This is a genomic window from Microbacterium sp. P5_E9 (genome assembly GCF_054049175.1).
In genome coordinates this window covers 163,441-175,516 of record NZ_JBFUMV010000003.1, presented here as the reverse complement: position 1 = coordinate 175,516, position 12,076 = coordinate 163,441, and the positions used below count along the sequence as shown (strand labels likewise).

13 protein-coding genes are annotated in these 12,076 nt (G+C 69.7%); 6 read left to right on the top strand and 7 right to left on the bottom strand.

Going from position 1 to position 12,076, the window contains the following annotated elements; genetic code table 11:
* Nucleotides 1-4 precede the first annotated feature (4 nt).
* From ACXJ3V_RS07055 to ACXJ3V_RS07035, 5 genes are all read left to right on the top strand, one after another.
* Entirely contained in the window at nt 5-877 is an 873-nt protein-coding gene (locus ACXJ3V_RS07055) for an ATP-binding cassette domain-containing protein (protein ID WP_457099571.1), read from the top strand.
* A 59-nt stretch (nt 878-936) separates the two neighbouring features.
* The gene (locus ACXJ3V_RS07050; RefSeq protein ID WP_457099741.1) at nt 937-2,133 is read left to right on the top strand and encodes a sugar ABC transporter permease; all 1,197 of its coding nucleotides are present in this window, start codon (nt 937-939) and stop codon (nt 2,131-2,133) included.
* 322 nt (nt 2,134-2,455) lie between these two features.
* Entirely contained in the window at nt 2,456-3,412 is a 957-nt protein-coding gene (locus ACXJ3V_RS07045) for a sugar ABC transporter substrate-binding protein (RefSeq protein WP_457099570.1), read from the top strand.
* An 84-nt stretch (nt 3,413-3,496) separates the two neighbouring features.
* A complete protein-coding gene (locus ACXJ3V_RS07040) occupies nt 3,497-4,288 on the top strand; it encodes an ATP-binding cassette domain-containing protein (protein WP_457099569.1) in 792 nt (263 codons plus the stop codon).
* Nucleotides 4,285-5,559 carry a sugar ABC transporter permease gene (locus ACXJ3V_RS07035; protein WP_457099568.1) on the top strand — a complete coding sequence of 425 codons (1,275 nt, stop codon included), beginning with the start codon at nt 4,285-4,287 and terminating at the stop codon, nt 5,557-5,559. Before ACXJ3V_RS07040 ends, ACXJ3V_RS07035 begins: the two co-directional genes overlap by 4 nt.
* Nucleotides 5,560-5,602: 43 nt before the next feature.
* Here the strand turns inward: ACXJ3V_RS07035 and ACXJ3V_RS07030 are convergent, their stop codons facing one another.
* From ACXJ3V_RS07030 to ACXJ3V_RS07020, 3 genes are read right to left on the bottom strand one after another with little or no spacing between them, the layout of a single operon-like run.
* Nucleotides 5,603-6,370 carry a phosphotransferase gene (locus ACXJ3V_RS07030; protein WP_457099567.1) on the bottom strand — a complete coding sequence of 256 codons (768 nt, stop codon included), beginning with the start codon at nt 6,368-6,370 and terminating at the stop codon, nt 5,603-5,605.
* 37 nt (nt 6,371-6,407) lie between these two features.
* A complete protein-coding gene (gene pntB / locus ACXJ3V_RS07025; RefSeq protein ID WP_457099566.1) occupies nt 6,408-7,850 on the bottom strand; it encodes a Re/Si-specific NAD(P)(+) transhydrogenase subunit beta in 1,443 nt (480 codons plus the stop codon).
* Nucleotides 7,847-9,391 (bottom strand): Re/Si-specific NAD(P)(+) transhydrogenase subunit alpha, encoded by a 1,545-nt coding sequence (locus ACXJ3V_RS07020; RefSeq protein WP_457099565.1) that lies wholly within the window; start codon nt 9,389-9,391, stop codon nt 7,847-7,849. The genes pntB and ACXJ3V_RS07020 overlap by 4 nt, the downstream gene beginning before the upstream one ends.
* A gap of 160 nt (nt 9,392-9,551) precedes the next feature.
* On the opposite strand from ACXJ3V_RS07020, the gene pyrE reads away from it, so the two are divergent.
* On the top strand, nt 9,552-10,130 hold the full coding sequence (gene pyrE / locus ACXJ3V_RS07015; protein WP_457099564.1) for an orotate phosphoribosyltransferase: 579 nt from the start codon (nt 9,552-9,554) through the stop codon (nt 10,128-10,130).
* A 165-nt stretch (nt 10,131-10,295) separates the two neighbouring features.
* Here the strand turns inward: pyrE and ACXJ3V_RS07010 are convergent, their stop codons facing one another.
* From ACXJ3V_RS07010 to ACXJ3V_RS06995, 4 genes are read right to left on the bottom strand one after another with little or no spacing between them, the layout of a single operon-like run.
* Nucleotides 10,296-10,478 carry a hypothetical protein gene (locus tag ACXJ3V_RS07010; RefSeq protein WP_457099563.1) on the bottom strand — a complete coding sequence of 61 codons (183 nt, stop codon included), beginning with the start codon at nt 10,476-10,478 and terminating at the stop codon, nt 10,296-10,298.
* A 15-nt stretch (nt 10,479-10,493) separates the two neighbouring features.
* Complete coding sequence (locus tag ACXJ3V_RS07005) at nt 10,494-10,655, bottom strand: hypothetical protein (protein ID WP_457099562.1); 162 nt, start codon at nt 10,653-10,655, stop codon at nt 10,494-10,496.
* Complete coding sequence (locus ACXJ3V_RS07000) at nt 10,652-11,227, bottom strand: YdeI/OmpD-associated family protein (RefSeq protein WP_457099561.1); 576 nt, start codon at nt 11,225-11,227, stop codon at nt 10,652-10,654. Before ACXJ3V_RS07000 ends, ACXJ3V_RS07005 begins: the two co-directional genes overlap by 4 nt.
* Nucleotides 11,227-12,045 (bottom strand): HAD-IIA family hydrolase, encoded by an 819-nt coding sequence (locus ACXJ3V_RS06995; protein ID WP_457099560.1) that lies wholly within the window; start codon nt 12,043-12,045, stop codon nt 11,227-11,229. The genes ACXJ3V_RS07000 and ACXJ3V_RS06995 overlap by 1 nt, the downstream gene beginning before the upstream one ends.
* Between the last annotated feature and the right edge of the window lie 31 nt (nt 12,046-12,076).

Below are 12,076 nucleotides of genomic sequence, written 5' to 3'. Positions count from 1 at the left end.
CACGATGTCCACCCCGATCACCTCTCCCCCCGCGCGGTCGCGGGTGCTCACGATGCGCGGGATCGGCAAGCACTTCGGCGCCGTCAAGGCGCTCACCGACGTCGACTTCTGGGTCAACGAGGGCGAGGTCGTCGCCCTGATCGGCGACAACGGCGCCGGCAAGTCGACGCTCGTGAAGATCCTCGCCGGGGTTCATCCCCCGGACGACGGCACGATCGAGTTCGACGGCGAGGTCGTCGACATCTCGAGCCCGGCCGATTCCCAGGAGCTCGGAATCGAGACGATCTTCCAAGACCTCGCACTCTGCGACAACCTCGACGTCGTCGGCAACCTGTGGCTCGGCCGCGAGCTGACGACCAGCGGCGGCCTCGACGAGGTCGAGATGGAGCAGCGCACGTGGACGCTGCTGCGGGAGCTCTCCGCGAAGATCCCCTCGGTGCGCATTCCCGTGGCGGCGCTGTCCGGCGGGCAGCGGCAGACTGTCGCGATCGCGCGATCGCTCATCGGCGAGCCGCGCATCGTGATCCTCGACGAGCCCACCGCCGCCCTCGGGGTGGCCCAGACGGCCGAGGTGCTGAACCTCATCGTGCGGCTGCGCGAGCGGGGGCACGGCGTGGTGCTGATCAGCCACAGCATGGCCGACGTCCTGGCCGTGGCCGACCGAGTGGTCGTGCTGCGCCTCGGTCGCAACAACGGCGAGTTCAACGCCGTCGAGGTGACGAGCGAGACGCTGGTCTCGGCGATCACCGGGGCGAGCGGCGCGAGGGTGTCACCGAAGGTGCCCGGCGCACCCAAGACGGGCGAGGGCAAGATCATCCGGATGCCCTCGAACGGAACCCCCCGCCGGCCGGGACGCGTGCAGGGGAGCGAGCAGTGAGCGGGGTGCGCGACGATCGCGCGGCGCCCGCCCACGAGCATCCCGCCGACGAGGAGCGGATGCTGTCACCCGGCGCCGTCCGTCGCGCCATCGCCGCTCTGATCGAACGGATCCGAGGAGGCGACCTCGGATCCCTGCCGGTCATCGCCGGTCTCCTCGTGATCTGGACCGTCTTCCAGGTGCTCAACCCGGTGTTCCTCTCCAGCACGAACCTGTGGAACCTCACGATGCAGTGCGCCGCGATCGGCACGATCGCGCTCGGGATCGTGGTCGTGCTGCTGGTCGGCGAGATAGATCTGTCGGTCGGGTCCGTCTCCGGGCTGGCCGCGGCGATCCTCGCCGTGACGTTCGTGCAGCTGCAGTGGAACGCGATCCTCGCCCTCGTGGCGGCGATCGTCGCGGGCATGCTCGTGGGGGTCGTCTACGGATTCCTCTACACGCGATTCGGGCTCCCCAGCTTCATCGTCACGCTCGCCGGACTGCTCGGATTCCTCGGCCTGCAGCTGTGGGTCCTGGGCGGCACGGGCTCGATCAACATCCCCTTCGACTCGTGGTTCGTGCAGTTCGCCCAGCAGATGGTGCTGCCGGCCTGGGCCTCCTACGTCGTCGCGGTGCTCGCCGTCGGCGCCTATGCCCTGTCGCTCACCCGACGGGCGCGCCGGCGGATGGCCGCCAATCTGGTGAGCCAGACCTACCTCGAGATCGGGCTGCGCAGTGCCGGGCTCCTGGTGTTCCTCGTCGCCTCCGCGTGGTACCTCAACCTCTCGCGCGGCGTGGGGCTGATGTTCGTGCTCTTCCTCTGCCTCGTCGTGGTCATGCATCTCGTCCTCACCCGCACCCGGTGGGGTCGGGCGGTGTACGCGGTCGGCGGCTCGGTCGAGGCCGCCCGGCGCGCCGGCATCCGCGTCGACCGCATCTACCTCTCGGTGTTCATGCTGTGCTCGAGTCTCGCGGCCGTCGGCGGCATCCTCGCGGCGTCGCGCCTCGCCGCCGCGAACCAGAGTTCGGGCGGCGGGGACACGAATCTGAACGCGATCGCGGCGGCGGTGATCGGCGGTGCCAGCCTGTTCGGCGGCCGCGGCACCGCCTTCTCCGCACTCCTCGGGATCATCGTCATCCAGTCCATCTCCTCCGGGCTGACGCTGCTCAGCCTCGACTCGTCGGTGCGGTTCATGATCACCGGAGTGGTGCTCGTCCTCGCGGTCATCGTCGACTCCATCTCGCGACGCACGCGGGCCGCAACCGGTCGCGCCTGAGCGGTCGCACGCCTCGGGCGCGGTCGAGCGCCCCGACCGGTGCATTCACTGGGCGAACCCAGTGACGCCGTTGCCAAAGCGTTACGTTCATGTCTTGACGCCAAGACGTGAAGGTGAGGATGATCGCTTCAGGCCCGAAAGCCCGTGAGGCGGCGCCTCGCGAAATTCAATGACGAATGACGAAAGGCGAATGATGAGGAAGTCATCACTTCTCGCCACTGCCGCACTTGCGAGTGCTGCAGTGGTTCTGCTGGCTGGATGTTCCAGCTCCGGCGGTGGCACGCCCAGCGAAAGCGGTGCCGCTGACGCGGGTCGCGCATGCGTGATCCTGCCCGACTCGGCGTCCTCCAACCGCTGGGAAGACCTCGACCGCAAGTACCTCCAGGAGGGGCTGGAGGCCGCCGGCTTCGAGGCGGACGTCCAGAACGCCCAGGGCGACAAGGACAAGTACGCGACGATCGCCGACCAGCAGCTCACCAAGGGCTGCGGCGTCATGCTGCTCGTCGACTATAAGGGCGCTGCTCTCGGCGTCGTCGACAAGGCCAAGGCCGAGGGCATCCCCGTCATCGCCTATGACCGCCCGCTCGCGGGTGCCGACTACTACGTGTCGTTCGACAACGTGAAGGTGGGCGAGCTCGAGGGCCAGACCGTCGTCGACGGCCTCAAGGCCGCCGGCAAGGACCCGGCCACCGCTGCGGTGTTCTACATGGGCGGCGACCCGACCGACGGCAATGCCGCGATGTTCAAGGAGGGTGCCGTCTCGGCCATGGAGGCCGCCGGTATCGTCAAGCCGGCCCAGGAGCCCCCGGGGATCTGGGACCAGGAGAAGTCCGCAACCAACTTCGAGCAGGCCCTCACGGCCAACGGCGGCAAGGTGGACGCGGTCTGGTCGGCCAACGACGCGAACGCAGCCGGTGTCATCTCGATCCTGCAGAAGAACAAGCTGACCGGTGTGCCGATCTCGGGTCAGGACGCCCAGCTCGCCGCGCTGCAGTTCATCCTCACCGGATGGCAGACCGCCACGGTCTACAAGCCGGTCAAGGACGAGGCTGACGCCGCTGTCGAGACCGCGGTCGCTCTGCTGAAGGGCGACAAGCCCACGGCCGGCGCCAAGCTGGAGGACGGCACGCCGTACATCCAGGTCACCCCGATCCTCGTCGGACCGGACCAGGTCAAGGACGTCGTCGCCGCAGGCGACGCCGACGTGGCCACGCTCTGCACCGGCACGATCGAAGGCGTGAACGTCGCCGACAAGTGCACGGAGTACGGCGTACAGTAAGCGCCAATCGCATCGGGGGCGTCGCGTCGACTGAGGCGCGGCGCCCCCGTGTGCGACCCGCATCGAATTCGCAAGGAAGCGAGCATGCCAGAACCCATCATCGAACTCGTGGGCGTGAAGAAGTCGTTCGGCCCCGTCAGCGTCCTCAAAGGAATCGACCTCAAGGTCTACCCCGGCCGGGTGACCGCCCTGGTGGGTGACAACGGCGCGGGGAAGTCCACCCTCATCAAGGGCCTCGCTGGAGTGCAGCCCTACGACTCAGGCGAAGTGCTGGTCGACGGCACCCACCGCGACCTCCACTCGCCCCGGGAGGCCGGCTCCCTCGGCATCGAGGTCGTCTACCAGGACCTGGCGCTCTGCGACAACCTCGACATCGTCCAGAACATGTTCCTCGGCCGCGAAGAGACCTCGACCGGCACGTTCGACGAAGGGCGCATGGAGAAGGAGGCATCCGACACCCTCCGTTCGCTCTCCGTGCGCACCGTGAAGTCGGTGCGGCAGAAGGTGTCGAGCCTGTCCGGCGGTCAGCGCCAGACCGTCGCGATCGCCCGCGCGGTGCTGAAGAAGGCGCGCGTCGTCATCCTCGACGAGCCCACCGCCGCACTCGGCGTCGCCCAGACCGAGCAGGTGCTCAACCTCGTCCGGCGGCTCAGCGAGCAGGGCGTGGCCGTGGTGCTGATCAGCCACAACCTCGTCGACGTGTTCGAGGTCGCCGACGACATCGCCGTGCTCTACCTCGGGCAGCTGGTCGCCCAGCTCGAGACCAAGGACACCAACCGCGACGACATCGTGGGGTACATCACAGGTACGAAGACCCAGGGCGGCATCACGCTGCTGGAGACATCCACGATCGGCACCGAAGGAGAGATCGTATGAGCGCCCCGACCAGCACCCAGACGCCCCCTGAGCCGGCGCCGGCATCGAGCGACCTGATCGGCAGCGGACACGAGGGCGGACTCGGCGACCAGGTCAAGGCGTGGTGGCAGGGCGTGCGCGGCGGCGAGATGGGCGCGCTGCCGGCGGTCGGCGGACTCGTCGTGCTCTGCCTGCTGTTCGGTCTGCTCAGCGGCTTCTTCTTCACCGAGCGCAACTTCGCCAACCTGTTCAATCAGGCGGCGCCGCTCGTCATGCTCGGCATGGCTCTCGTCTTCGTGCTGCTGCTCGGCGAGATCGACCTGTCGGCCGGCGTCACAGGCGGCAATGCGATGGCGATCTTCGTGGTCCTCAACGCCAACGGCGTACCGTGGCCGCTCGCGCTGCTGGCCGGCTTTCTCTTCGGCATCGCGATCGGCGGCCTCATCGGGTTCTTCGTCGCCCGAGTGGGCATCCCCTCGTTCGTCGTGACCCTGGGGCTGTTCCTCGGTCTGCAGGGCCTGGCGCTGCTCATCATCGGAGAAGGCGGCCTGTACCGGCTCGACGTGCCCGAGCTGCGGGCGCTGCAGAACGGCAACCTGCCGGTATGGGGCGGCTGGGTGATGCTGGCGATCATGCTCGCGATCTCGGCAGGCACGTCGTTCTGGGACCGGGCCCGCCGCACGCGCGCGGGTGTTCCGAACCGTCCGCTGTCGCTGGTGTGGATCAAACTGGGCGTCATCGCCGTGCTGGGCGGCGTGGTGGTCTACTTCCTGAACCTCGATCGCGGACAGTCGATCAACGTGGTCCAGGGTGTGCCCAACATCATCCCGGTGACGCTCATCATCCTCTGGATCGGCACCTTCGTGCTGGACCGCACGAAGTTCGGCCGCTACATCTACGCCATCGGCGGCAACGCCGAGGCCGCGCGCCGCGCCGGCATCAAGGTGCGGTGGATCAAGTGGTGGGCGTTCGTCATCTGCTCCTCGCTCGCGGTGGTGGCGGCGCTGTTCAGCATCACGCGCGTCGGCTCGGTGGACGCGAGCGTCGGGCGCGACATCGTCCTGAGCGGTGTGGCCGCGGCGGTCGTCGGCGGTGTCAGCCTCTTCGGCGGGCGCGGACGTCTGATCCACGCGGCGATCGGCGCGCTGGTGATCGCCGTCATCACGAACGGCCTCGGCCTGCTCGGGCTGACGTCCGGCATCAACCTGATGGTCACCGGCGGCGTGCTGATCCTCGCCGCGACAGTTGATGCCGTATCGCGCGTGCGGTCCGGCGGCGGCGCCCGAACCTGATCGCGCCGGACCCCGGCCGAAGATCGGCCGGGGCACCCGTCGCCTAGCTGAGGAAGCCCGCCCGGATCGCGGGAAGCCGGTCGAGGAAACCCTCGACCCGCTCCTGGGTCCGTGCGGGCTCTCCGTGTGCCTGGAGCGAGATCATGCCAGGGTCGCCGCGCTCGATGCCCGCCGCGATGCGCTCCGATGCCCTGGTCATGCGGTCGGCCACGGCGTCGAGCAGAGAGGATGCCGCGACCCCGCCATAGGCGCGGGCGACGATCGCCACGCGGTGCGCGGCATCCTTCGCCGCAATGGGGCGGAAGAGCGGAATCGCGGTCCAGCAGAGGAAGGCGAGATCGTCGAGTGGATCTCCGGGCCCGGCCTGATCCCAGTCGATGAGTCCGACGAACGTGTCGCCGTCGACGACCCAGTTGTAGGTGCCCGGATCGTTGTGGCAGATGATCTGACCCGGCGCGAGGTTCGAGGAGCTCTGGCGCCACACCCGCGGACCGTCCGGATGGAACCCGGACGCGGCGTCGTGGAAGTGGCGAAGCCAGGTCGCGGCGCCTTCGAGCAGCGCCGCCGACGGCTCCTCATCGTCGGGTGCCAGCGTGCGCCCCGCCACGAACGCCACCATCTCATCGCCGCGGGAGTCGATGCCGATGACCTCCGGCACGCCCGCCACCGAAGCCTGATGGAGGAACCGGAGGTACTCGTGCACCGCGCTCGTCCACGGACCGGTCGGCCGATGCACGATGCGCCCGAACACGGCGTCCTTCTCGTACCAGACTCCCCCGGAGCCGCCGGGGAGGTACGTGCGGGAGGTCATGCCTCCGACCGTACCGACTCGGTGTTGCGCGCGTGTGTCAGAGCTCGCGCAGGATGTCCTCGACCCGATCCTTGGCGTCGCCGAACAGCATCTGGGTGTTCTCGCGGAAGAACAGCGGGTTCGCGACGCCGGCGTAGCCCGACGCCATCGACCGCTTGAACACGACGACCGAGTCGGCGTCCCACACCCGCAGCACCGGCATCCCGGCGATCGGGCTCGAGGGGTCGTCCATCGCGGCCGGGTTCACGGTGTCGTTCGCGCCGATCACGAGCACGACGTCCGTGCGTGCGAAGTCGTCGTTGATCTCGTCGAGCTCGAGGACGATGTCGTAGGGCACCTTCGCCTCGGCGAGGAGCACGTTCATGTGGCCGGGCAAGCGGCCTGCGACCGGATGGATGCCGAACCGCACGTCGACGCCGCGCTCGCGCAGCCGGTGGGTGAGCTCGGCGACCGGGTACTGCGCCTGCGCGACGGCCATGCCGTAGCCGGGGGTGATGATGACGCGGGATGCCGCAGCCAGCAGCTCCGCGACGCCCTGCGGGTCGATCTCGCGGTGCTCGCCCTGCTCGGCGTCATCGGCGCGGGGCGCCTCGATGCCGAAGCCGCCGGCGATCACCGACAGGAACGACCGGTTCATGGCCTTGCACATGATGTAGCTCAGGTACGCACCCGATGAGCCGACGAGCGCGCCGGTCACGATGAGCAGGTCGTTGTTCAGCAGGAAGCCCGCCGCGGCGGCCGCCMAGCCCGAGTAGCTGTTGAGCATCGAGACCACGACCGGCATGTCCCCGCCGCCGATCGAGGCGACGAGGTGCCAGCCGAGCGCGAGCGCGAGCAGCGTCACCGCGATCAGCAGCCACAGGTCGGGGGTGATCACGTACCAGACCGTGAGCGCCACGAATGCGACGAGGGCGCCGATGTTGAGGATGTTCTTGCCCGGCAGCATGAGGGGCTTCGACGACGCGCGCCCGGAGAGCTTCAGGTACGCGACGATCGACCCGGTGAACGTGACCGCGCCGATGAAGACCCCGATGAAGACCTCGGCGTGGTGGATGCCGACGAGATCGGGCGCGACCTCGGCGATCGAGAAGGCGCCGTTCCACCCGACCAGCACAGCCGCGAGGCCCACGAAGCTGTGGAAGAGGGCGATGAGCTGCGGCATCCCGGTCATCTCGACGCGCCGTGCGCGCCACAGTCCGATCGCGCCGCCGACGACGACCGCCACCACGAGCAGCAGCAGCCCGGTCGTCGCCTGCGGCTGCCCCCACAGGTCCTCGACCGTGAGCCACGCCGTGGCGAGCAGTGCGATCGTCATGCCTGCGATGCCGTAGCTCACGCCGCGGCGCGAGGTGTCGTGCTTGCTCAGGCCCGCGAGCGCGAGGATGAACAGCAGCGCCGCGACGATGTACGCGGCGCCCGCGACGGATGCCGCGATCGTCGGAACCGCGACGTACTCGGCGGAAGCGCCTGCCGCGATCATCGGCTGCCGTCCTTCTGGAACATCGCGAGCATTCGCCGGGTGACCGCGAAGCCGCCGAAGACGTTGATGCTCGCCAGCAGCACCGCGATCGCGGCGAGCACCTGCACGACGAGGAGCGGCGAGGCGAGCTGCAGCATCGCGCCGACGACGATGATGCCCGAGATCGCGTTCGTGACGCTCATCAGCGGGGTGTGCAGGGCGTGGTGCACCTTGCCGATGACGTAGAACCCGACGACGACGGACAGCATCAGCACGAGGAAGTGCTGCGGCAGCGGCGGGGGTGCGAAGGCGCACACCGCGAACAGCGCGGCGATGCCGGCGACGACGAGTCCGCTCCGTCGCGCGGGCGACATGGTCCGCTTCGCCGGCGGAGGAGCGGATGCCGCGGCAGCGGCCGGCTGCACCGGCGCCGCCGACACCTGCACCGGGGGCGGCGGCCAGGTCGATTCGCCGTCCCGGACGACCGTGATGGAGCGCTGCACGACGTCGTCGAAGTCGAGGACGAGCCGGCCGTCCTTGCCGGGGGTGAGGAGCTTCACGAGGTTGACGAGGTTCGTGCCGTAGAGCTGCGACGCCTGAGTCGGGAGGCGCCCGGCGAGGTCCGTGTAGCCGAGGATGACGACGCCGTTCTCGGTCACGACGCGCTGGCCCGCCACCGAGCCGTCGACGTTCCCGCCCTGGCCCGCGGCCATGTCGACGATGACGCTGCCGGGCTTCATGGCCGCGACATCCTCCGCCGTGATCAGGCGGGGCGCCGCCCGCCCGGGGATCAGGGCCGTCGTGATGATGATGTCGACGTCTCGGGCCTGCTCGGAGTAGAGCTCCGCGGCCCGCCGGTCGTAGGCCGCGCTCGTGGCTTTCGCATAGCCGTCGGAGGACTCCATCGCCTCGGCGACCTCGACCGGGAGGTACTCGCCCCCGATCGAGCGCACCTGGTCGGCGACTTCGGGGCGCGGATCGGTCGCGCGCACGATCGCGCCGAGGCTCGAGGCCGCCCCGATCGCAGCGAGGCCGGCGACGCCGGCGCCGGCGACGAGCACTTTGGCCGGGGGCACCTTGCCCGCGGCGGTGACCTGCCCGGTGAAGAAGCGGCCGAACTCGTGCGCCGCCTCGATGACCGCCCGGTAGCCGGAGATGTTCGCCATGGAGCTGAGCACGTCCATCGACTGAGCGCGCGAGATGCGCGGCACCGCATCGAGGGCGAGCGCGGTGAGGCCGCGGCCGGCGAGCGACTCCCGCACGTCGGGGCGGAGCGCGGGGCTCAGCAGCGCGATCAGGGTGGCGCCATCGGCGAGGAGCGCGACCTCGCCCGGTGTCGGGGGATCGACCTTCAGCACGACGTCGGCGCGCCACGCCTCGGCGCGGGCGACGACGAGCGCGCCCGCCTCGGCGAACGCGGAGTCGGGGAAGGCGGATGCCGTACCCGCGCCCGTCTCGACCACGATCTCGTAGCCGAGCGCGCGGAGCTTCGCGACCGTGGCCGGCGTACCCGCGACCCGCGCCTCACCTGGCCGCTCCGCGACGATTCCGATGCGCGTCATGCTCCGCTCCCTGCTCAGTGCCGGATCGGAGCGAGTTCGCCGGCGACCGCCGCCACTGGATGTGCCGTGTCGACTCTATTTGCTCAGCGGGGCCGTCGGCGGATGCCGGTGTCGATCGGGAGGTCGGCGCCGCCGGGTGGGCCCTCATAGACTCGTGCGCATGACCGCTGCCTCGACATCCGCCATCGAATCCGACCGGCTGGCCCTCATCGACCTGATCAAGGCCGAGGCCGTGTTCCACGGCGACTTCACGCTCTCGAGCGGCAAGAAGGCCACCTACTACGTCGACATGCGCAAGCTCACGCTCGACCACCGCGCCGCCCCGGCGATCGGCCGGATCATGCTCGACCTGATCCGCGAGGTCGACGGCATCGTCGCCGTCGGCGGTCTCACCCTCGGCGCCGACCCGATCGCGAACGCGGTCATGCACGAGTCCGCACGCACCGACACCCCCCTCGACGCGTTCGTCGTGCGCAAGGAGCCGAAGGACCACGGCCGCGGTCGTCAGGTGGAAGGGGCGGATGTCGCGGGCAAGCGCGTCATCGTCCTCGAGGACACCTCGACCACCGGTCAGTCCGCGCTCAAGGCCGTCGAGGCGCTGCGGCGCGAAGGCGCCGAACCCGTCGCGGTCGCCGTGATCGTGGACCGCAAAACCGGAGCCCAGGCCGCCGTGGAGGCCGCCGGGCTGCAGTGGCTGTTCGCGATCGACCTGGACGACCTGGGCCTCGCGCCGCAGTAGCAGTGCGGCCGGGTGAGGATCCCGGCTGCCCGGACCTTCTCTGAAACCTCATTGAACTTCAGGGTCACACGGCGTTCTACGGCTCGTGTGAACCCGAAGTTCAATGGCGTTTGAGGACACATCTGGCGTCCAGAGCCGCGTCAGCGCGCGGGCTCGCCGCGGTCGCTAGGCCCGGAAGAACGTCTGCGACGCGAGCGCGAGCAGCACTCCGACGACCGTCAGCACGACGATCGCGATGCGGGTGCCGCGCTGATGGATGCCGTCGTCGCCGAACTTCTTGCTGCGCTGCCAGAGGTAGGCCGCGGCGATGAGGCAGCCGAGGGCGAGGATGACGATGGCGAGGGCCATGCGGGGCTGCTCCGATCAGTGGTCGCGCTGGTCCGGGTCGTCCAGGTCTGTCGGGGGGTCGCCGGTGTCGCGCGTCTTCCGACCGTACATGCGGCGGTACTGGGCGACCCACACGATCAGCGTGCCGACGAGGATCAGGATCGTCACGCCGTAGAGGAGCATCAGCTCGCCGGTCACGTCGGGCGCTTCCCCGCGGCGGCGTCGGCGACGACCTTCGCGATCCGGGCGGCCCTCGTTTCCGGGCGGCGGGCGGAGTCGACGGCGGCGATGCCGAACTTGCGACTCGACGGCGGGAAGGCGCTCCAGTTGGCGCGGGCCGCGGCATCCGCATCCAGCGCAGACGCGAGGTCGGCCGGCTCGATCATCGCCTCGGCGTTGTCGAGGATCGTCCAGGAGCCGTTCGCCTTCGCCTGCGCGACCGCGCGGACGCCGGCGGGGGTCATGAGGCCGGCCGCCTCGAGCTCGATGAGCCGTGCCTTGTTGGTGGCAGCCCAGCCGCTCGACGGCCGCCGCGGCGAGAACCACAGGCCGCCGATCTGCTCATCGAACGAGCGCACCGGGCCGTCGATCCAGCCGAAGCAGAGCGCGTGGCGGATCGCGTCCTCGTAGTCGACGAGCGCGAGACCCGACCCCGGTCGGGGCCGGACGAGCCACGCGCCCTTGGAGCGGGCGTGGTTCGCCTCGAGCCAGGCGCGCCAGGTCGCGGCATCCGCCGCCACGACCCGTTCGCCCTCTTCGAGTGCTCCCACTAGAGACCCTCGGGCAGATCCGGCAGGTCGGTCTCGACAGGCTCCGGCGCGAGCAGGTCGGCGACGGAGTCCAGGATCTCGTCGGGGCGGAACGGGTAGCGCTCCATCTCGGCACGGTCGCTGATGCCGGTGAGCACGAGGATCGTGTGCAGCCCGGCCTCGATGCCCGCGACCACGTCGGTGTCCATCCGGTCGCCGATCATGCCGGTCGTCTCGGAGTGCGCGCCGATGCGGTTGAGCGCCGAGCGGAACATCATCGGGTTCGGCTTGCCGACGACATAGGGGTCCTTGCCGGTCGCCTTCGTGATGAGGGCCGCGAACGACCCGGTCGCCGGCACGATGCCGTGCGGGGTCGGACCGGTCGCGTCGGGATTGGTGACGATGAAGCGCGCACCGGCGTTGATGAAGCGGATCGCCTTGGTGATCGCCTCGAACGAGTACTGCCGGGTCTCGCCCACCACGACGTAGTCGGGCTGCGACTCGGTCATGATGTAGCCGGCCTCGTGCAGCGCGGTCGTGAGACCGGCCTCGCCGATCACGAACGCCGTGCCCCCGGGCAGCTGAGACCGCAGGAAGTCGGCGGTCGCGAGGGCCGAGGTCCAGATCCGCTCCTCGGGCACGTCGAGCCCGGAATGCCGCAGCCGGGCGCTCAGATCCCGCGGCGTGGAGATCGGGTTGTTGGTCAGCACGAGGAAGGGGGTGCCCTCGTCGCGCCACTGCGCGAGCAGCTCCGCGGCGCCCGGAATGGGCCGATTCTCGTGGACGAGAACGCCGTCCATGTCGGTGAGCCAGCACTCGATCTCGGCGCGTGTCCGCATGGGGCCAGCCTATCCGGGCGCCGTGGCCTAG

Coding starts and splice junctions, on each gene's coding strand:
- ACXJ3V_RS07055 (WP_457099571.1), top strand. CDS start 5: ATGTCCACCCCGATCACCTCTCCCCCCGCGCGGTCGCGGGTGCTCACG.
- ACXJ3V_RS07030 (WP_457099567.1), bottom strand. CDS start 6,370: ATGACCTCCCGCACGTACCTCCCCGGCGGCTCCGGGGGAGTCTGGTAC.
- ACXJ3V_RS07010 (WP_457099563.1), bottom strand. CDS start 10,478: ATGGCCCTCGCCATCGTCATCCTCGCCCTCGGCTGCCTCATCGCCGCG.
- pyrE (WP_457099564.1), top strand. CDS start 9,552: ATGACCGCTGCCTCGACATCCGCCATCGAATCCGACCGGCTGGCCCTC.
- ACXJ3V_RS07040 (WP_457099569.1), top strand. CDS start 3,497: ATGCCAGAACCCATCATCGAACTCGTGGGCGTGAAGAAGTCGTTCGGC.
- ACXJ3V_RS07050 (WP_457099741.1), top strand. CDS start 937: ATGCTGTCACCCGGCGCCGTCCGTCGCGCCATCGCCGCTCTGATCGAA.
- ACXJ3V_RS06995 (WP_457099560.1), bottom strand. CDS start 12,045: ATGCGGACACGCGCCGAGATCGAGTGCTGGCTCACCGACATGGACGGC.
- ACXJ3V_RS07035 (WP_457099568.1), top strand. CDS start 4,285: ATGAGCGCCCCGACCAGCACCCAGACGCCCCCTGAGCCGGCGCCGGCA.
- ACXJ3V_RS07020 (WP_457099565.1), bottom strand. CDS start 9,391: ATGACGCGCATCGGAATCGTCGCGGAGCGGCCAGGTGAGGCGCGGGTC.